The 19,991-nt window shown below is 69.2% G+C and carries 17 protein-coding genes; 11 read left to right on the top strand and 6 right to left on the bottom strand.

The genetic code is table 11. The features are described 5' to 3' along the window. Nucleotides 1-64: 64 nt before the first annotated feature. Nucleotides 65-550 carry an SgcJ/EcaC family oxidoreductase gene (locus ACWEIJ_RS07240; protein ID WP_449836278.1) on the top strand — a complete coding sequence of 162 codons (486 nt, stop codon included), beginning with the start codon at nucleotides 65-67 and terminating at the stop codon, nucleotides 548-550. On the opposite strand, the gene ACWEIJ_RS07235 is transcribed toward ACWEIJ_RS07240, so the two are convergent. From ACWEIJ_RS07235 to ACWEIJ_RS07225, 3 genes are read right to left on the bottom strand one after another with little or no spacing between them, the layout of a single operon-like run. Next, complete coding sequence (locus ACWEIJ_RS07235; RefSeq protein WP_449836277.1) at nucleotides 531-1,775, bottom strand: sensor histidine kinase; 1,245 nt, start codon at nucleotides 1,773-1,775, stop codon at nucleotides 531-533. The two genes, ACWEIJ_RS07240 and ACWEIJ_RS07235, sit on opposite strands and share 20 nt — an antisense overlap. Then, nucleotides 1,772-2,428: a response regulator transcription factor gene (locus ACWEIJ_RS07230; protein WP_449836276.1), complete on the bottom strand. Its 657-nt coding sequence runs from the start codon at nucleotides 2,426-2,428 to the stop codon at nucleotides 1,772-1,774. Before ACWEIJ_RS07230 ends, ACWEIJ_RS07235 begins: the two co-directional genes overlap by 4 nt. 9 nt (nucleotides 2,429-2,437) lie before the next feature. After that, nucleotides 2,438-2,971, bottom strand: a complete 534-nt coding sequence (locus ACWEIJ_RS07225; protein WP_449836275.1) for a DUF6886 family protein — start codon at nucleotides 2,969-2,971, stop codon at nucleotides 2,438-2,440. 18 nt (nucleotides 2,972-2,989) lie between these two features. Here ACWEIJ_RS07225 and ACWEIJ_RS07220 point away from each other — a divergent pair, with 18 nt between their 5' ends. Further along, complete coding sequence (locus tag ACWEIJ_RS07220; RefSeq protein ID WP_449836274.1) at nucleotides 2,990-4,012, top strand: hypothetical protein; 1,023 nt, start codon at nucleotides 2,990-2,992, stop codon at nucleotides 4,010-4,012. 4 nt (nucleotides 4,013-4,016) lie between these two features. On the opposite strand, the gene ACWEIJ_RS07215 is transcribed toward ACWEIJ_RS07220, so the two are convergent. Next, complete coding sequence (locus tag ACWEIJ_RS07215; protein WP_449836273.1) at nucleotides 4,017-4,466, bottom strand: MarR family winged helix-turn-helix transcriptional regulator; 450 nt, start codon at nucleotides 4,464-4,466, stop codon at nucleotides 4,017-4,019. A gap of 57 nt (nucleotides 4,467-4,523) precedes the next feature. On the opposite strand from ACWEIJ_RS07215, the gene ACWEIJ_RS07210 reads away from it, so the two are divergent. The 7 genes from ACWEIJ_RS07210 (at nucleotide 4,524) to ileS (ending at nucleotide 16,230) form a co-directional block, all read left to right on the top strand. Then, on the top strand, nucleotides 4,524-5,645 hold the full coding sequence (locus ACWEIJ_RS07210; protein ID WP_449836272.1) for a cytochrome P450: 1,122 nt from the start codon (nucleotides 4,524-4,526) through the stop codon (nucleotides 5,643-5,645). Nucleotides 5,646-6,045: 400 nt separating this feature from the next. Continuing rightward, entirely contained in the window at nucleotides 6,046-7,023 is a 978-nt protein-coding gene (locus tag ACWEIJ_RS07205) for an ABC transporter permease (RefSeq protein WP_449836271.1), read from the top strand. Between the two features lie 16 nt (nucleotides 7,024-7,039). After that, nucleotides 7,040-8,017, top strand: a complete 978-nt coding sequence (locus tag ACWEIJ_RS07200; protein WP_449836270.1) for an ABC transporter permease — start codon at nucleotides 7,040-7,042, stop codon at nucleotides 8,015-8,017. After that, nucleotides 8,017-10,146, top strand: coding sequence for an ABC transporter ATP-binding protein (locus ACWEIJ_RS07195; RefSeq protein WP_449836269.1), 2,130 nt, complete (start codon nucleotides 8,017-8,019; stop codon nucleotides 10,144-10,146). Before ACWEIJ_RS07200 ends, ACWEIJ_RS07195 begins: the two co-directional genes overlap by 1 nt. 88 nt (nucleotides 10,147-10,234) lie before the next feature. Then, the gene (locus tag ACWEIJ_RS07190; RefSeq protein ID WP_449836268.1) at nucleotides 10,235-11,923 is read left to right on the top strand and encodes an ABC transporter family substrate-binding protein; all 1,689 of its coding nucleotides are present in this window, start codon (nucleotides 10,235-10,237) and stop codon (nucleotides 11,921-11,923) included. A gap of 67 nt (nucleotides 11,924-11,990) precedes the next feature. Beyond that, nucleotides 11,991-12,869, top strand: a complete 879-nt coding sequence (locus ACWEIJ_RS07185) for a hypothetical protein (RefSeq protein ID WP_449836267.1) — start codon at nucleotides 11,991-11,993, stop codon at nucleotides 12,867-12,869. A 256-nt stretch (nucleotides 12,870-13,125) separates the two neighbouring features. Next, nucleotides 13,126-16,230, top strand: a complete 3,105-nt coding sequence (gene ileS, locus ACWEIJ_RS07180) for an isoleucine--tRNA ligase (RefSeq protein WP_449836266.1) — start codon at nucleotides 13,126-13,128, stop codon at nucleotides 16,228-16,230. On the opposite strand, the gene ACWEIJ_RS07175 is transcribed toward ileS, so the two are convergent. Then, a complete protein-coding gene (locus ACWEIJ_RS07175) occupies nucleotides 16,231-17,136 on the bottom strand; it encodes a DNA polymerase domain-containing protein (protein WP_449836265.1) in 906 nt (301 codons plus the stop codon). Beyond that, nucleotides 17,126-18,070 (bottom strand): non-homologous end-joining DNA ligase, encoded by a 945-nt coding sequence (ligD, locus tag ACWEIJ_RS07170; RefSeq protein ID WP_449836264.1) that lies wholly within the window; start codon nucleotides 18,068-18,070, stop codon nucleotides 17,126-17,128. The genes ACWEIJ_RS07175 and ligD overlap by 11 nt, the downstream gene beginning before the upstream one ends. A 61-nt stretch (nucleotides 18,071-18,131) precedes the next feature. On the opposite strand from ligD, the gene ACWEIJ_RS07165 reads away from it, so the two are divergent. Both ACWEIJ_RS07165 and ACWEIJ_RS07160 read left to right on the top strand, forming a co-directional pair. Beyond that, nucleotides 18,132-18,899, top strand: a complete 768-nt coding sequence (locus tag ACWEIJ_RS07165; protein ID WP_449836263.1) for a thioesterase II family protein — start codon at nucleotides 18,132-18,134, stop codon at nucleotides 18,897-18,899. A gap of 21 nt (nucleotides 18,900-18,920) precedes the next feature. Beyond that, a complete protein-coding gene (locus ACWEIJ_RS07160) occupies nucleotides 18,921-19,958 on the top strand; it encodes a GDP-mannose 4,6-dehydratase (RefSeq protein ID WP_449836262.1) in 1,038 nt (345 codons plus the stop codon). Nucleotides 19,959-19,991 lie beyond the last annotated feature (33 nt).

Below are 19,991 nucleotides of genomic sequence, written 5' to 3'. Positions count from 1 at the left end.
AGCACTTCCGTGTGTAACCCGAAAGTGGATGTCAACAGCCACACGATCGGGGATGAGGATGACGATGCGCAAGCAGCTGGTAGGAGTTTCCGCGGTCGCCGGAGTTGCTCTGCTGGTCGCCGGATGCACCAGCAATGCCGCCGAGCTGCCGAAGCAGGAGGCGAAGCCGACGGAGGAGCAGATCAAGGCGTTGTTCGCCGACTGGAACGCGGCCCTCGCGACGGGCGACCCCCAGAAGGTGGCCGACCGTTACGCTCCGAACGCGGTTCTGCTGCCCACGGTGTCGAACAAGGTGCGGTCCAGCCGCGCCGAGATCGTCGACTACTTCGAGCACTTCCTGCAGAACAAGCCGAGCGGCACGATCCTCGACTCGCACGTCGCCGTCCTCAACGCCGACGACGCGATCGACGCGGGCACCTACCGGTTCGCGCTCACCAAGGACGGGAAGCCGGCCACTGTGGACGCCCGCTACACGTTCGTCTACGAGAAGATCGGCGGGAAGTGGCTCATCGTGAACCACCACTCGTCGGCTATGCCGGAGAAAGCCTGATCCGCACGCACAGCCCGCCGCCGGGCGCGGCCTCCAGCGACACCGTGCCGCCGTTGTCGGTGACGAGCTGCTTCACGATCGCGAGGCCGAGCCCGGACCCGCCCTTGCCGGTCAGTCCCTGACCGCGCCAGAAGCGGTCGAACGCGCGCAGCCGTTCGGCCTCCGGCAGGCCGGGGCCTGAATCGATGATCTCCAGCAGGCCCGGCCGGGTGGTGCGGACCAGGATCGTGGCGCCGTCCGGGGACACCTCCAGCGCGTTGGACAGCACGTTGTCCAGCACCTGCTCGAGGTGCCCCGGCGTGGCGAGCACGCGGATGCCGGGCCCTTCGCGCACCAGGGAGATCGAGCGTTCGTCGGCCGCCGCGCGCCACGCGGTGAACCGTTCGGCGACGACGTCGGACACCTGCACGGGTTCGGGGTGCGCGACGTCGGCCTCGGCCCGCGCGAGTGCGAGCAGCCCGTTGACCAGCCGGGACATCCGCACGACCTCGGCCGTGGCCATCTCGACGTCCTCGCGCACGTGCGGGTCGTCGACGCCGTCGCCCACGTTGTCCAGCGACAGCCGCAACGCGGTCAGCGGCGTCCGCAGCTGGTGCGAGGCGTCGCCGATGAACGCCCGCTGCGACCCGACCAGCGTGCCGATGGTCTCGGTGGCGGTGTTCAGCGTGCGCGCGAGCGTGCGGGTCTCCGGCGGCCCGGTCTCCTCGGCGCGCGCGGTCAGGTCGCCGTCGCGCAACCGCGCGGCCATCTCGTTCAGCTCCCGCAACGGCCGGGTGACCCGCCGCGCCAGCCACAGCCCGAGGAACGCGGCCACGATCAGCACGCCGACCGCCAGTGCCGCGCGGAAACCCCAGATCTGCCACAGCCTGGCCGTCAGCTGGTCGTCCGGATAGGACAGCCGGATCGCGCCGACCACGGTGCCGTCCGGTTTCTTCGCCTGGACGGTGAGCTTGAGGCCCTTCGAGTCCCAGATCTTGCCCTCCGGCTCGGGGCCGAGGACGTCGATCCGGCCGGGCGTCTGCATTTCGTAGGCGTCCACCAGCGCGCTCAACGACCTGGTGTCGCCTGATGCCAGCAGCAGGGCCGCGGTCCTCGCCTCCCGGCGCGCGCTGTTCTCCGCGTCGCCGTAGATCTGGTTGTTCAGCGTGAACGCCACCGGCACCGTGAACGCCGCGATCGCCACCGCGACCAGCAGCACGTAGCTCCAGACGAGCTGGCGGATCACGTGAGCACCAACCGGAATCCCACGCCGCGCACGGTCTCCAGCGACGCCGCGTCACCGAGCTTGCGGCGCAGCACCCCCACGTGCACGTCGAGGGTCTTGGTGGGGCCGAACCAGTTCTCGTCCCACACCGCCTCCATGATCTGCTCGCGGGTGAACACCGCGCCCGGCTCCTCGGCGAGGAACACCAGCAGGTCGAACTCCTTCGGCGTGAGGTCGACCTCGGCGCCGTCGAGGTGCACGCGCCGCGCCCGCCGGTCGATCCGCAGCCGCCCGTGCTCCTGCGCGGGTTCCTGCCGCGCCGGTTGCGCGCGCCGCAGCACCGCCCGCATGCGCGCCACGACCTCCCGCACCCCGAACGGCTTGGTGACGTAGTCGTCGGCCCCGATCTCCAGCCCGACCACCCGGTCGACCTCGTCGGACCGCGCGCTGATCACGATGATCGGCACGTCACCGCGGGCCCGCAGCTCCCGGCACACGTCCAGGCCGTCCACGTCGGGCAGCCCGAGGTCGACCAGCACCAGGGCGAAGTCGTCGGCGGCGTCCAGCGCCTCCGACCCCGTCCGCACCCAGCGGACCTCGTAGCCGTAGCGCGACAGCCCGCGCGTGAGCGATTCCGCGATCGGCTCGTCGTCCTCCACCAGCAGCACCCGCATGGGCGCAGATCATTCCACCCAACGTGGCAGGGCGTTTCCCAGACGGATGCCGCTCCACCCGAGCGAACTCCGCGTCACCGCGTCCCAGAACGGCCACAACCGGGGGAGCACCCGCAGCCCGATGCCCGCCTCCTCGTGCAGCTCGAACAGGTCCCCGACCCGTTCGGCCGGTCCCAGCGGCACGACCGGCTCCACCGCGACCAGCGCGGAGTCGCCGAACGGCCGGAACACGCCCGCGGGCAGCCGGTACGCGTACAGCGAGACGGTCCGCATCCGTTCCAGCCACCCGTACTCGACCGCGTGCACCCGCTCGCCGCAGCCCGGCCCGATGATCCGCTCGCGGTCCGCGCTGGACGAAGAAGGTGTCACCCAGGCCATCGCGCGCGGGCACTGCCGGGGGAACCAGTAGGCGGGGGAGAGGTCGTGGTCGACCGCCCACACGTACTTCTCCGGCTGCCGGGCGGTGGCGGCCAGGTGCGGCACGAACCTCGTGATCGACGGGTCCTCGGAAAAGTGCAGTACCTCACCGGGTTCGGGCCGCATGTGGTCATACTGGCCCGCATGCGCAGGCTGACGCTCGCGGTTTTGCTGGTCCTCGCCGGCTGCTCCTCCGGCGGGGCGGACAACTCGGTCGGCTTCACCGCCGTCGACCTCACGGCCACCCCGGAGGCGCTGGCGCAGCACGGCGACCTGCTGGTGGTCGGCACCCGCCCGTCCGACCACCCGGAACTGCTCACCCGCGCCAAGGACGGCGCGATGAGCAACGTCCGGCTCACCCCGGCGACCCCGTACGGCAAGGAAGCGCACTGGTACGGCATCACCTCCGACGGCACCACCATCACCGGTGTCGGCGGCGAGCGCGGTGGCGCGCACGGCAACGTCCGGTGGAGCGCGTGGACCGGTGACGACCGGCAGATCGTGGAGAAGCCGCAGGGGTTCAGCACGTTCGGCGGCTACGGCGCGGGGGAGCTGATCGGCGTGGCGCGCACGCCGCAGGGGCCGGTGATCATCGGGACCTGGCAGAGCGCCAAGGCGGGTCTCGACATCGCGATGTGGACCTACGCGGAGGACACGTGGACCCGGCAGCCCTCCGGCGGCACCGTGCTGGAGAGCTCGCAGGAGCTGCTGCGCTTCCCGCTGTCGGTCACCCAGGACGGCAAGGGCGTGCTCGTCGTCGGCTGGCAGATCGCGAAGGGCACGCCCAGTGCCGCGGTCTGGCGGTTCGACGGGACGACCTGGACCACTTCGGTCCTGAAGGACGGTGACGCCGCGCTGGCCGCCCGGTGCTGGGACGGCACCTGCCACGTCGTGGGGCGCAGCAAGGGCAAGCTCGCGTGGTGGGCGGGCCCGGACTTCACGAAGCTGACCGTCCCGGACGTGCCGGTGGGCGACGACCTGCCCCTCGCCGCACCCGTCCCGGTCAACGGCACGCCGACGGTGTTCATCGACCACAACGGCGTGAAGCTCGTGTCCGAGAAGGGCGAACGGCCCGCGGACGGTCCCACCGGCCAGGTCAAGGCGGCGGAGACCTCCGGCGGTCAGGTCTTCGTGATCGCGGGCGACCGGCTCTGGCGGCTCAGCTAGCCGTTCACCGGGCCAGCAGCGCGCGCAACGTCTCCAGCCCGTCGAGCACGGCCTCGCGCTGGGCCGGGGAGGCGGCCTGCAGCGCGAGCGTCAGCCGCCCGTACGGTCCGTCCGCCAGGTCCTGCCGGTACTGCTGGACCGGCGCGGTCACCTGCACCCGCGTGTAGCGGCGGTCGTTCGCGTCCTGCTCGCGTGACACCAGCCCGCGCGCTTCGAGCCGGTCCACGATCCCCGACGTCGTGCTGTGCGAGAGGTTCAGCCGCCGCGCCAGCTCGGTCACCGTGGCCGGGCCGACCGTGAGCAACGAGTGCACCGCGCTGACCTGGGGTGTGGTCAGCCCGCTGCGCTCGCGGTCCCCGGACGGCTCCATCGACGTCGTCAGCAGCTCCTGCCGCAATGCGCGCAAATGCGTCATCACGGCCTCGGCGTCGCGGAAAGCGGTGTTGTCGGCCATGGCCGGAGCGTACGTTGGACACGACGCGTCGTATGCGACGGATTAGGGGGAACAGAAATGATCAAGCGAGTGACCACGCCGGCGGGCGACCCGGCGTGGCTGGTCACCGACTACGACCTGATCAAGACGCTGCTCGCGGACCGCAGGCTCGGCCGCGGCCACGCCGACCCGGACAACGCGCCGAAGTTCACGAACGCGGTGCTGCTCGGCAAACCGCATCAGGCCACGGAGGAAGAGGAGAACGAGCGCCACGCCTGGATGCGCAGGATGCTCACGCCGTCGTTCTCCGCCAGGAACATGGAACAGCTGCGTCCACGGGTGCGGCACCTCGTCGACGACCTGCTCGACGACCTCGTCCGGCAGCCTCAGCCGGCCGACTTCCACGAGGCCGTGTCCTTCACGCTGCCCGTGCTGGTGATCTGCGAGCTGCTCGGCGTCCCGTACGAGGACCGCGACACGTTCCGGCGCTGGTCAGAGGCGGTCGGCACGCTCAACGACCCGCAGCGGTCCCAGGAAGGCGCCGCCGGCCTCTGGGCCTACATGGGCGAGCTCGTCGAGCGGAAGAAGAAGGAACCGGGCGACGACGTCATCACCCGGTTGATCGAATCCGCCCCGCCGGGACAGGACGAGACGGTCGCGTCGCTCAGCGCGGGCCTGCTGTTCGCGGGACACGAGACGACGGTCGTGGCCATCGACCGCGGCGTCATGTTGCTGAGCCTCAACCCCGGCCAATGGCACGCCTTGCGCGAAAACCCCGGCGCGGTCCCGTCTGTCGTGGAGGAGATCCTGCGGCACCCGTCACCGATCTCGGTGCGGCCCTCCGAGGACTCCGGCATGCCGCGGTACGCGATGGCCGACATCGACGTCGACGGCGTCCACATCCCGTGCGGCGACCTGGTCCTGCTCGGCATCGCCCAGGCCAACCGCGACGAGACCCGCTTCCCGGACCCGGACGCGTTCGTGCCCCGCGAGCCCAACCCGCACCTCACCTTCGGCCACGGCCCGAGGTTCTGCATCGGCGCGCCTCTCGCCAGGATCGAGCTGACGGAGCTCTTCACCGCTCTCGTGACGCGGTTCGAGACGTTCGGCCCAGCGATCGACGTGGCGCAGCTCACCCCTCGGGCCGAGCAGCTCGTGGGCGGAGTGGCCCAGCTGCCGGTGCGCTGGACGGTCGCGTGACCCGGTCCGCATCGATGCAGTAACCGTCCACGTTCAAAGCGCTCCGCTGCGTGATGCCCGGTTTCCGATCGCATTGCGCTGCTTGTCCCACAACCTCCGGTCAATGCATTCACCCGGATGCGTCACGTGTAACCGTTGCGAGACAGAAGTTCACGGTGAAAACAGCGATCTGGACGCACAATGGTCACGCTTGGACACACAATTGCCGAGAGTCAACTGTTGATGTGGCTGTTGGCGCCGACATTCCGCCACGCATGGGTGACTATGGCCCGGTCAGTGGGCCCCCGCGAATGGTGGGGGTGGGCGGCGGTCCGCCAGATCGGCGGTTAATCTCTTGCAACTCGTCCACTGCAATCCAGTGCGCCGACGTCGCAACCACCGGGGAGAGGACTGAACACGGGTGGCCGGATTTCTGTTGCGGCGGTTGGTCAACTACGTGGTGCTCGCCCTCGTGGCGACGTTCCTCGCGTTCACGTTGGCCTCCGTCACCTTTGACCCGATCGGGGTGTTGCAGCAACGCAACCCACCGCCTCCGGCGGCGTCGATCGAGGCGAAGAAACGAGACCTGCACCTCGACCAGCCGATCCCTGAGCGGTTCGTGACCTGGATGAGCGGTGTGGTTCAGGGAGACTTCGGCCGGACGATCACCGACCGTCCGATCACCGACGAGCTGGGCCGGCGCATCGGCGTGAGCCTGCGGCTGTTCCTGCTCGGCATCACCGTCGGCATCCTGTTCGGCGTGCTGATCGGCGTGGTCAGCGCCATCCGGCAGTACAAGTTCAGCGACTACTTCGCGACCTTGTTCTCCTTCATACTGCTGTCGACGCCGGTCTTCGTGCTGGGCACGCTGCTCAAGATGGGCGCGCAGGGCATCAACGACTCGATCGGCAACAACGTGCTGATCTTCGTCGGTGAGGAGACGCCCGGCTTGCAGGGCAACTGGTTCGAGCACCTCGGTGACCGGATCCAGCACCTGATCGTGCCGACGCTCGCGATCGCGCTCGGCCAGATCGCCTACTACAGCCGTTACCAGCGCTCGTCGATGCTCGACGTGCTGGGCAGCGACTTCCTGCGCACCGCGCAGGCCAAGGGCCTCACCCGCCGCAAGGCGCTGTTCAAGCACGGTCTGCGCACCGCGCTGATCCCGATGGCGACGCTGTTCGCGTTCGGTTTCGGCCTGCTCGTCGTCGGCGGCACGTTCACCGAGCGGATCTTCGGCTGGTTCGGCATGGGTGACTGGCTGGTCACCGGCATCTCGGCGCAGGACACGAACATCACCGCCACGGTGACGCTGTTCGTCGCGGTGTGCGTGCTGTTCTCCGGCTGGCTCGCCGACGTGCTGTACGCCGCGCTCGACCCCCGAATCCGTGTGAACTAGGCAAGGTGACGACGACGTGACCGTGATCCTCAACGAGGGCGACTCCGCGGGAACCGCCGGCGCCGCCTCGGGCAGCCCCGTCGACGCCGCGCCCGAACCGGGCAAGGCGATGACGCGCGGCCGGTTGGTCCTGATCCGCTTCATGCGCAACCGGCTGGCACTGGTCGGCCTCGGCATCATCGTGGCGATGTACCTGCTCGCGTTCCTCGGGCCGCTGCTCACGCACTGGACCTACGAGGACCGCGACTACACCGCGTTCCTGCAGCCGCCGTACGCCGACCACGTGTTCGGCACGGACAAGATCGGCACCGACATGTTCGCGCTGACCATGCGCGGACTGCAGAAGTCGCTGATCATCGGTCTGCTGGTGGCGCTGATCTCGACCACCGTGGCCGCGATCGTCGGTGCGGCGGCCGGTTACTTCCTCGGGGTCGCCGACAAGGCGCTCATGTGGGTGGTCGACCTGCTGCTCGTGTTGCCGTCCTTCCTGATCATCGCCATCCTCAGCCCGTGGTTCCGCGGCAAGTCCTGGTGGCTGCTCGTGCTGATGCTGGCGGCGTTCCAGTGGATGATCACCGCGCGCATCGTGCGCGGTATGACGCTGACCCTGAAGGAACGCGAGTTCGTGAAGGCGGCCAAGTTCATGGGCCAGCCCGCGCGGACGATCATCGCCAAGCACATCGTGCCCAACATGGCGTCGCTGCTGATCATCGACGCCACCATCAACGTCGGGTCCGCCGTGCTCGCCGAGACCGGCCTGAGCTACTTCGGTTTCGGCGTCCAGTCGCCCGACGTCTCACTCGGCACGCTGATCGGCGGCAACGCCGAGTCCGCGACGACCTTCCCGTGGCTGTTCCTGTTCCCGGCGGGCTTCCTCGTCGTGTTCGTGCTGGCGGTGAACTGGGTCGGCGACGGTCTGCGTGACGCGCTCGACCCCACCTCCACGCGTGTGCGCAAGCGGGAGAAGAAGGACACCAAGGAGAAGGCCGCCTGATGACCAGTTCGGAGATCCTGTTCGACGCGCCGGCCGACCCGGTCGTCGAAGGGCCGGTTCTGCAGGTCGAAGACCTCCACGTGTCGTTCCCCAGCGAGTCCGGTCGCGTGCAGGCCGTGCGCGGCCTGAGCTACCAGGTCTCGCCCGGTGAGGTGCTCGGCATCGTCGGCGAGTCCGGTTCCGGCAAGTCCGTGTCGTCGCTCGCGGTCATGGGCCTGCTGCCCTCGTCCGCGCGCATCACCGGGTCCATCAAGTTCCAGGGCCGTGAGCTCATCGGCCGCTCCGACACGGAGCTGTCGAAGATCCGCGGCCGGCGCATCTCGATGGTGTTCCAGGACCCGCTGTCGGCGCTGACGCCCGTCTACACCGTCGGCGACCAGATCGCCGAGGCGATCCTGGTGCACCGCGGTGGCGCGGTGTCCAAGTCGGCCGCCGCCAAGCGCGCGGTCGAGCTGCTCGACCTCGTCGGCATCCCGAACGCGGCCGAGCGCGCCAAGGCGTTCCCGCACGAGTTCTCCGGCGGCATGCGGCAGCGCGCGGTGATCGCCATGGCGATCGCCAACGACCCGGACCTGATCATCGCCGACGAGCCGACCACCGCGCTCGACGTGACGGTGCAGGCCCAGGTGCTGCAGCTGCTGGAGACCGCGCAGGAGGTCACCGGCGCGGGCATCGTGATCATCACCCACGACCTCGGCGTCGTCGCCGGGTTCGCGGACCGGCTGATGGTCATGTACGCGGGCCGTGCCGTCGAGACCGGCCAGGTGGAGGAGATCTACCAGCAGCCGCGCATGCCGTACACGCTCGGCCTGCTCGGCTCGATCCCGCGCCTCGACGTCAGCGAGAAGCAGGCGCTGGTGCCGATCAAGGGCCAGCCGCCGTCGCTCACGGACCTGCCCCCGGGCTGCCCGTTCGCGCCGCGCTGCCCGATGGTCGTCGACGCCTGCCACACCGCGGAACCGCCGCTGATCGAGGTGGACGGCTCGGCCGAGCACCACGCCGCGTGCATCCGCACCGGTGAGATCGCGGCGACCGACGCCGAGGGCGCCGAGGCGGCCGCGGAGATCTTCGGCGCCGAGGTCGTCGAGGACGCCGAGATCGCCAAGGTGCCGCGCGAGCAGCGCGAGACCGTGCTGGAGCTCGACAACCTGGTCAAGGAGTACGCGGTCAACAAGGGCGTGGTGTTCAAGCGCCGCGTCGGCACCGTGCACGCCGTGGCCGGCATCTCGTTCGACATCCGCGAGGGCGAGACCCTCGGCCTGGTCGGCGAGTCGGGCTGCGGCAAGACCACCACGCTGATGGAGATCCTCGGCCTCGAAAAGCCGATGGGCGGCGAGATCTCCGTGCTCGGCACCAACGTGTCGTCGCTGAACTCGAAGCGCCGCTTCGAGATCCGCCGGGACATGTCGGTGGTCTTCCAGGACCCGATGGCCTCGCTCGACCCGCGCCTGACGATCAACGACGTCATCGCCGAGCCGATGCAGGTGCACGGTTACGGCAAGGACGAGATCAACCGCCGGGTGCCGGAGCTGATGCGGCTCGTGGGCCTGCGTCCCGAGCAGCTGTCGCGCTACCCCGGCGAGTTCTCCGGCGGTCAGCGGCAGCGCATCGGCATCGCGCGGGCGCTCGCGCTCGAACCGAAGCTCGTCGTGCTCGACGAGCCGGTGTCCGCGCTCGACGTGTCCATCCAGGCGGGTGTCATCAACCTGCTGGAGGAGCTGAAGTCGAAGCTCGGCCTCGCCTACCTGTTCGTGGCCCACGACCTGTCCGTCGTGCGGCACATCGCGGACCGGGTGGCCGTGATGTACCTGGGGAAGATCGTCGAGATCGGCGAGGTGAACGGCGTGTTCGACGCGCCGCGGCACCCGTACACGCAGGCACTGCTGTCGGCGATCCCGATCCCCGACCCCGTCAAGGAACGCCAGCGGGAGAGGATCATCCTCACCGGCGACCTGCCGAGCCCGGCGAACCCGCCGTCCGGCTGCCGGTTCCGCACCCGGTGCTTCCTGCACGCCTCGCTGCCTCCGGAGAAGCAGCGCACGTGCATCGAGCTGGAACCGCCGCGCGAGGTCCAGGCGCCCGACCACGAGGCCGCCTGCCACTTCGCCCAGATCCGTCAGGTCATCTGATGCATCCGTCGCCTCAGACCAGACCTGCGAGCACGAAGGAACAGTGTCCCCGGCAACTGGTGTCCGGGCACGAGGGAGGTTCACGACAGTGAGTCGACGTACCAAGGTGGGAGTGACCGCGCTGGTCGCGGTCGCCCTCACGCTTACCGCGTGTGGGGGGCCCAGCAAGACTGACTCCGGCCTGAAGGGCGCGGAGAACACGGTGGGTCAGGCGGACATCAACCCGCAGGACGCCTCCAAGGTCAAGGACGGCGGCGAGTTCCGCTGGCCGGTCGACCAGCTGCCGGACAACTGGAACTACAACCAGCTCGACGGCACCAACGCCGACGGCCGTCGCATGATCGACACGGTCATGCCGAACCTGTTCACGCAGAAGGCCGACTCGACGATCGAGGTCAACAAGGACTACCTGGAGGACGCGAAGCTCGCCTCCACCGACCCCGAGGTCCTCGAGTTCAAGATCAACCCGAAGGCGAAGTGGTCGGACGGCAACCCGCTGTCCTGGCAGGACTTCGAGGCCATGTGGAAGTCGCTCAGCGGCGCCGACAAGGCCTACGAGGTCGCCGGCACCACCGGCTACGAGGACATCGAGAAGGTCGAGAAGGGCGCGACCGACCAGGACGTCAAGGTGACGTTCAAGAAGAAGTTCGCCGAGTGGAGGGGCATGTTCTCGCCCCTCTACCCGAAGTCCATGTCCTCCTCGGTCGAGGAGTTCAACAAGGGCTGGGCGGACAAGCCGAAGGTGACCGCCGGTCCGTTCAAGATCGGCACGATCGACCTCACCGCCAAGACCGTCACCGTCGTCCGCGACGACGCGTGGTGGGGTGAGAAGCCGAAGCTCGAGAAGATCACCTTCCGCCAGGTCGACCGCCCCGCTCTCGCGGACGCGCTCGCCAACGGCCAGATCGACTACTTCGACATCGGTTCGAGCGTCGACAACTTCGCCAAGGCGAAGGCGATGCAGGGTGTCAGCATCCGTCAGGCGATCACGCCGGACTACTCGCACATCACGTTCAACGGCGCGGACTCCTCGATCCTCAAGGACCCGAAGCTCCGCGTCGCGCTGATGCGCGGTATCGACACCAAGACCATCACGCGCGCACTGCTCGGCCAGATGCTCAAGGGCGACGCGCAGGTCACCGGTAACCACTTCTTCCTGCTCGGCACGAAGGAGTACAAGGACAACTCGTCCATCGCGTCCTTCGACAAGGAAGCCGCGAAGAAGCAGCTCGACGAGCTGGGCTGGAAGCTCGACGGCGAGACCCGGAAGAAGGACGGCAAGGAGCTCGTCGTCCGCTACGTCATCCCGACGCCGAACCCCGTGTCCGACCAGATCGCGAAGCTCGTTCAGTCGCAGCTGAAGGAGGTCGGCGCCAAGGTCGACATCCAGGCCGTGCCGTCGACCGACTTCTTCAAGCAGTACGTCAACGTCGGCAACTTCGACATGACCGGCTTCCGCTGGCTGGCCTCGGCCACGCCGATCTCGGACGGCAAGGGCATCTACTACCTCGACCCGTCCAGCACCAACCAGAACTACGGCCACATCGGCTCGGACGAGATCAACAAGCTGCTCGACCAGGCCAACGGTGAGCTCGACGACGCCAAGCGCGCCGCCATCACCAACGAGGCCGACAAGAAGATCTGGGAGATCGGCCACCAGCTGCCGCTCTACCAGCTGCCCGGCGCGGTCGCGGTGAAGAGCAACGTGGCGAACTTCGGTGCCGTCGCGTACGCGAACCGCCCGTACGACTACATCCACATGGGCTTCACCTCCTGATGTAGTTAACTGATGAACGGCCCGGCGGGTCTCCCGCCGGGCCGTTCGTTTCTGTTTGGAGCCTGCCTTGCCGCGTTTCCGGGTTCGTGCGCTGCGCCACGGTGTTCTCGCCACGGCGATCGTGTTGTTCGTCTGCCTCGTGATCGCCGTGCTGTCGTGGCTGTCCTATTCGGACGATCGCGCGCTGTTGTCGTCCATGACCTCCCGCGAGGTCGGCAGCGTCGTCTCCTACTCCGCTGGCGCGGTCGAGGTGCGGTGGCCGTCGGGCTCGGCGCGCGTGCCCTACGAGGACGGCGACCGGGTCGTGGGCAAGCAGACGCAGGTGGCGTTCGATCCCGCGAACCCCTCCCGTGCCGTGATCCCCGGTGCGGACCTGTTGCTGCAGACCGATCGCGCGCTCGGCGGCGTGACGTTCTCGGTCGCCGTGGCACTGCTGGTGGTGTTCGCCGGTCTGGTGCGGGTGTTCCTGGCCGTGCGGTGTGCGCGTGCCGCCGCCTCCACCGCGTCCGTGCGGCGGATCAGGTTGCAGTCCGGGCTGATGGTGCGGTCGTGGCTGGAGATCGACGGTCCGGTGGAGCGCTGGCTGCCCGTCTACTACGACCCGGTGCTCGTGACGCTGCCGTCGCCGGTGGACGTCGAGCTGCGGGGTGGCCGGGTCGCCGTGGTGAACGGCGTGACGATCTACCCGTCCGGGCGGCCGGTGACGAAACATCCGCGGGGCCGGCGCACCGACAACCCCGCGCAGCCCGATCCCGAGACGCGCGCGCCGCGCGGCCTGCTCGCCCAGTTGCGGGTGGACGCGGTGTTCCTGATGCCCTCGCCGGTGGTGGGCCTGTTCTGGGCCTATGTGGACGGCAGCGGCTTCACCGGGTGGATCACCGCGACGGTGGTGGCGGCCGCGCTGGGCCTGTGGTGGGCGGCCTGGCGGGGATCCGACCCCTCGTAAAACCAACCGACAGCGATCACGCCGGTGCGCTACGCTCCGCGCCACCAGGCGTTGATCCGGCCATCACCGGGGAGCTTCCGGAAGAACGGGCCTCGGCCTCAGTAGAACCGGACGGGGAGCCCGTCACAGCCGTTGTCGAGAGGTGCTCGCCGCCGCGAGCACAAGCGGGGTGGTACCGCGGAGCCTGTCGCTTCGTCCCCGCGTGGGCGGTTCGCCGTCCGTGCGAGAACGAACTGCTGCAACAGGAAGCGGGCCCATGACCGACAACTCGCCGTTCACCGCGGTGTCCCCGAAGCTCGACCTGCCGGAGCTGGACCGGCGCGTGATCGCCTGGTGGCGGGACAACGGCATCTTCCAGCGCAGCCTCGACCGCACCGCGGACGGTCCGCGCTGGGTGTTCTACGAGGGACCGCCCACCGCGAACGGCTCGCCGGGCACCCATCACGTCGAGGCCCGCGTCTTCAAGGACGTGTTCCCGCGTTACCGGACCATGAAGGGCTACTCGGTGCCCCGCCGGGCCGGGTGGGACTGCCACGGGCTGCCCGTCGAGCTCGCCGTGGAGAGGCAGCTCGGCATCAACGGCAAGCCGGACATCGAGAAGGTCGGCATCGCCGAGTTCAACGAGCAGTGCCGGATCTCGGTGCAGCGGCACGTCGACGAGTTCGAGGCGCTGACCGAGCGGATGGGCTACTGGATCGACCTCGCCGACCCGTACCGCACCATGTCGCCCGAGTACGTGGACAGCGTGTGGTGGGCGCTCAAGAAGATCTTCACCGACGGCCGGTTGTTCGAGGACCACCGGGTCGCGCCCTACTGCACCCGGTGCGGCACCACGTTGTCCGACCACGAGGTCGCCCAGGGCTACGAGACCGTCGCCGACCCGTCGGTGCACGTCCGGTTCCCGCTGCTCGAACCGCTCGCCGGGCACCAGGCGGAGCTGCTGGTGTGGACGACCACGCCGTGGACGCTCGTGTCGAACACCGCGGTCGCCGTCCACCCGGACGTCACCTACGTGGTCGCGCGCACCGGACGTGGTGTGTTCGTGGTGGCCGAACCGCTGGTGGAGGCGGTGCTGGGACCGGACGCCGAGCGGCTCGCGGCGATGCCGGGCACCGACCTCGCGGGCCGCCGCTACCGCAGGCCGTTCGACCTCGTCGACATCCCCGGCGCGCATCTCGTGGTGCTCGCGGACTACGTGACGACGTCCGACGGAACGGGTCTGGTGCACCAGGCGCCGGCGTTCGGCGCGGAGGACCTCGCGGTGTGCCGGGCGAACGGGCTGCCCGTGGTGAACCCCGTCGCGGGCAACGGGCGCTTCCTCGACGAGGTGCCGCTGGTCGGCGGGATCTTCTTCAAGGACGCCGACGCGGTGCTCGTCGAGGACCTCGAAGCACGCGGACTGCTGTACCGCTACGAGCGTTACGAGCACCCGTATCCGCACTGCTGGCGTTGCCACACGCCGTTGATGTACTACGCGCAGCTCTCCTGGTACATCCGGACCACCGAGGTGCGGGAGGCGCTGGCGCGGGAGAACGAGCGGACCAACTGGTACCCGGAGCACATCAAGCACGGCCGGTTCGGCGACTGGCTGGACAACAACGTCGACTGGGCGCTGTCGCGCTCCCGGTACTGGGGCACGCCGTTGCCGTTGTGGCGCTGCGGGAACGCCCACGTGACCGCGGTCGGGTCACGGGCGGAGCTCGGTTCGCTCACGGGCACGGATCTGTCCACTTTGGATCCGCACCGGCCGTACCTCGACGAGATCACCTTCGCCTGCCCGGAGTGCGGGGAGCGGGCGGTGCGGGTGCCCGAGGTGATCGACGCCTGGTTCGACTCGGGCTCGATGCCGTTCGCGCAGCTCGGGTATCCCCACCTGCCGGGCAGCGTGGAGGAGTTCGAGCGCAGCTATCCCGCGCAGTACATCGCCGAGGCGATCGACCAGACGCGGGGCTGGTTCTACACGCTCATGGCGGTCGGCACGCTGGTGTTCGACCGGTCCGCCTACGAGAACGTCGTGTGCCTGGGTCACATCATGGCCGAGGACGGCCGGAAGATGAGCAAGCACCTCGGCAACATCCTGGAGCCGATCCCGCTCATGGACACGCACGGCGCCGACGCGTTGCGCTGGTTCATGACCTGCTCGGGCTCGCCGTGGTCGTCGCGCCGGGTCGGGCCGGGGCCGCTGGACGACATCGCCCGCCGGATCCTGCTGACGTACTGGAACACCGCGTCGTTCTTCAGCCTGTACGCGAGCCTCGCGCCGTGGACGCCCGAGCGCGCCGATCCGGTGGGGGAGCGGCACGTGCTCGACCGGTGGGTGCTGTCGGAGACCCACCGGCTGGCGCGCGACGTCGACGCGGCGCTGGAGAACTACGACACCGCGGGGGCCGGCCGGATGCTGTCCGCCTACGTCGACGACCTGTCGAACTGGTACGTGCGCCGGTCCCGCCAGCGCTTCTGGGCGGGCGAGCAGAACGCGCTGGTGACGTTGCACGAGTGCCTGAACGTGGTGACGCGCCTGCTCGCGCCGTTCGTCCCGTTCATCACCGAGGAGGTGTGGCGTGGCGTGGTCCGGCCAGGCGACGCGGCCCTGCCCGAGTCGGTGCACCTCGCGACGTGGCCGGAGGCCGACCTGGGGCTGATCGACCCGGTGCTCTCGGACCAGGTCGCGCTGGCCCGCGCGGTCACCGAGGCCGGTCGTGCCGCGCGCAAGGCGAGTGCCGTGCGGGTGCGTCAGCCGCTGAGCCGGGCGCTGGTCGGCCTGCCGACCGGTAGCGAGCTGTCCGCGGAGTTGCTCGACGACATCGCCGCCGAGCTCAACATCAAGCGGCTGGAACCGATGTCGGCGGCGGACGAGGCGGTCGACGTGACCGTGAAGCCCAACTTCCGGGTGCTGGGCAAGCGGTTCGGCAAGCGGACCCAGCAGGCGGCGAACGCGGTGCTGCAGGCCGATCCGCGGGACGTCGTCGCCCAGCTGCGCTCCGGTGGCACGGCGACGGTGCTGCTCGACGGTGAGCCGATCTCGCTGGACGCCTCCGAGGTGATCGTCACCGAGGTGCCGCGCACCGGCTGGGTCGTCGAGTCGCAGCAGGGCGTGTCCGTCGCGCTGAACACCGGCATCACGCCGGAGCTCGCGGCCGAGGGCCTCGCGCGGGACGTCGTGCGCGTCGTGCAGCAGGCTCGCCGGGACAGCGGGTTCGAGGTGTCCGACCGCGTCGAGGTGACCGTCGCGGCACCGGACGAGGTCGTCGCCGCGTTGCGCGTGCACGAGACGTTCGTGATGAACGAGACGCTGGCCGACTCGCTGGTGGTCACGACGGGCGGCGACCTCGCGGTGGAGGTGCGGAAGGCCGGCGGCTGATCAGGACTGTTCGCGCTTGCGGCGTTTGCCCTCGTGCATGGCGACGACGCGGGCGACCGGGATGGTGTGACCCTCGGCGATCAGGTCCTCCGGCAGCTGCTGGGGTGGTGGCATCAGCTCGGTCCACGGGTCGCCGTCGAACCTGGTCCGGACGGTGAAGTCGGCCGGGGTGACGCCGCGCAGGTCGTCCCACGGCAGCGGGAACGAGATCGGCAGGCCTTCGCGCAGGCGCGGGCTGTAGGCGGCGACGACCGTGGCACCCCAGGCCCTGGTCGAGTCGAGGAACACCTTCCCGCCGCGTTCGGCGCGGATGTAGGCGGTGGTGGCGAGTTCGGGGTCGAGCTTCTCGGCCCGTGCCGCCACCGCCCGCGTGGCCGCCGCGACGTCGTCCGGGTCGTGCTTGTCCAGCGGCACGAAGATGTGCACGCCCTTGGCGCCGCTGGTCTTGACCGCGCCTTCGAGACCGGCGTTCGCCAGGGCTTCCCTGATCAGGAACGCCGACTCGACCACCACGTCGAACCCGGCGCCCTCCGGCGGGTCGATGTCGAGGACCATGTGCGTCTGGTGGTCACCGAGGAACAACGGCACGTGGTACTCGACCGCGCGCTGGTTCGCGAACCACATCAGCGTCTGCTTGTCGTCGCACAGCGCGTACCTGATCTTCCGATGCGACGCCTCCGCCCACACCTCGACTGTCTTGACGTAGTCGGGCGTGTACTTGGGGACGTTCTTCTGCATGAACGGGTCCTGGCCGCGCAGAATCCGCCACACCGACAGCGGCCTGCCCGCCAGCACCGGCACGAACCGGTCGGCCACGAAGTCCAGGTAGTCCACCAGGTCGGCCTTGACCGTGCCGCCGAACAGCGGCTGGTCCAGGCTGGAGAACTTGATCGGGCTACTGCTCATCGGGCACCTCGAGTTCGTCGCGGGCGGCCCACTCCAGCAGCGGCTCGATCGACCAGACGGCGTCGTCGATGCCGGCGTGCAGGTCGCCCAGCTCGGCGTAGCGCTTCGGCACGGTGGCGATGGTGAACTCGCGCGGGTCGACGTCCGCGATCTCGTCCCAGCGGATCGGCGTGGACACGGTGGCCTCGGGGAAGCCGCGCACCGAGTAGGCGCTCGCGATCGTGCGGTCGCGGGTGTTCTGGTTGTAGTCGACGAACACCAGCGCCGGGTCGCGGTCCTTGCGCCACCACGTGGTCTCCACGTCGTCGGGCGCGCGTCGTTCGACCTCGTGCGCGAACGCCAGTGCCGCCTTGCGCACGTCCTGGAAGCCGTGGTCGGGCTTGATCCGCACGTAGACGTGCAGGCCCTTGCTGCCGGAGGTCTTGGGGAACCCCGTCGCGCCCAGTTCCGCGAGCACCTCCTCGACGACGCCCGCGACCCTTCGGACCCGGTCGAACGGGCAGGTGGGGCCGGGGTCGAGGTCGATGCGCCACTCGTCGGGCTTCTCGGTGTCCGCGGCCCGGGAGTTCCACGGGTGGAACTCCACAGTGGACATCTGCACGGCCCAGATCACGTCGGCGATGTGCGTGACGCACAGTTCGTCCGCGTGGCGGTTGTAGCGCGGAAAATGCACGCGCACGGTTCGCACCCACGGTGGCGCGCCGTGCGGAAGCCTTTTCTGGTGCACTTTCTCGCCGGTCACGCCCTCGGGGAAGCGGTGCAGCATGCACGGCCGTTCCCGCAGCGCGCGGACGATTCCGTCACCGACGGACAGGTAGTAGTTCGCGAGGTCCAGTTTCGTCTCGCCGCGTGCGGGAAAGTAGACGCGGTCGGGGTTGGAGATCCGCACGACGCGGTCCTCCACCTCGAGCTCCACAGCCGGGGACTTGCCCATGCCGTCCAACCTAACCGCTTCCAGGCGTTTCCTCAGCTCGAACGGTGATTGCATCGGCCTCGTGGACAGCGGTCTGTGGTTCCGGACGTTCTGCGAGGCACCTCCCGGCGCTCCCCGGCTGGTGTGCTTCCCGCACGCGGGCGGCGCGGCGAGCTGGTACCGGCCGTTCGCGCACGCCTTCTCCGGACGGTGCCAGCTGGTCGCCGTCCAGTACCCGGGACGGCAGGACCGCAGGTCGGAGCCGTTGGTCGACGACATCCGGGTGCTCGCGGACCGGATCGCACCGCTGCTGGCCCGTGACCGGCCGCTGCACCTGTTCGGGCACAGCATGGGCGCGATGATCGCGTTCGAGGTGGCTTTGCGCGCGGAGCCCGACCACCTGTTCGTCTCCGGCCGCCGTGCTCCCCAGATCGTCCGGGACGACCGCGTGCACCTGCGCGACGACGCGGGCCTGATCGCCGAGGTGCGGCGGCTCGCGGGCACGAACGCGCGGGTGTTCGACGACGAGGAGCTGGTGCGGATGGTGCTGCCGGCGATCCGCGCCGACTACCGGGCCGCGGAGACCTACCGGTACCGTCCGGGGCCGGCGCTGGCGTGCCCGGTGACGGCGCTGACCGGTGACGCCGACCCGAAGGCCTCGGTGGACGAGGTCGGACGGTGGCGGGAACGCACGACCGGCGCTTTCTCGTTGCACGTGTTCGCCGGTGGCCATTTCTTTCTTTCCGACAACAGAAGTGCGGTCGCCGCCGTCGTTTCCGGCGAATCCCCTAGTGCCCGGACCCCTAATTTGGCAAGGGATTCAGGTCCGTCCCGTGTCGGACCTTGGTAGAAGGTGATGAGAGGAAACGGGATGACCAAGCGGGCACTGATCACCGGGATCACCGGGCAGGACGGGTCGTACCTCGCCGAGCACCTGCTCAAGCAGGGCTACCAGGTCTGGGGGCTGATGAGGGGACAGGCGAACCCGCGCAAGATGCGGGTGTCGCGGCTGATGTCCGAACTGTCCTTCGTGGACGGTGACCTGATGGACCAGGCGTCGCTGGTGTCCGCTGTGGACCTGGTGCAGCCCGACGAGGTGTACAACCTCGGCGCCATCTCGTTCGTGCCGATGTCGTGGCAGCAGGCCGAGCTCGTGACCGAGGTCAACGCCATGGGCGTGCTGCGCGTGCTGGAGGCGATCCGCATCGTCTCGGGCCTGTCCAGCAGCCGCAACAACGGCACCTCCGGCCGCGACATCCGCTTCTACCAGGCGTCGTCGTCGGAGATGTACGGCAAGGCCGCCGAGACGCCGCAGCGCGAGACGACGATCTTCCACCCCCGCAGCCCCTACGGCGTGGCGAAGGCCTACGGCCACTTCATCACCCGCAACTACCGCGAGTCGTTCGGCATGTACGCGGTCGGCGGCATCCTGTTCAACCACGAGTCGCCGCGCCGCGGCGCGGAGTTCGTGACCCGCAAGATCTCGCTCGGCGTCGCGAAGATCGCGCAGGGCCTGCAGGACAAGCTGGCGCTGGGCAACCTGGACGCGTTGCGCGACTGGGGTTTCGCGGGCGACTACGTGCGGGCCATGCACCTGATGCTGCAGCAGGACGAGCCGGAGGACTACGTCGTCGGCACCGGCGAGATGCACTCGGTGCGCGACGCCGTGCGCCTGGCGTTCGAGCACGTCGGCCTCAACTGGGAGGACTACGTCTACATCGACCCGGTGCTGGTGCGCCCGGCCGAGGTCGAGATCCTGTGCGCCGACACCACCCGCGTGCGCGGCGAGCTCGGCTGGAAGCCCGAGGTCGACTTCTCGTCGCTGATGAAGATGATGGTGGAGGCCGACCTCAAGCACGTCGCCACCGAGCACGAGTACGGCGACCTGCTGGCCGCCGCCAGCTGGTAGATCCATCTGCCCGGGATCCACAACCGCTGTAGC

It is taken from the genome of Lentzea sp. NPDC004789, from assembly GCF_053601075.1.
Note: the sequence above shows the minus strand (reverse complement) of the source record. Positions and strands in the feature narration are given on the sequence as shown.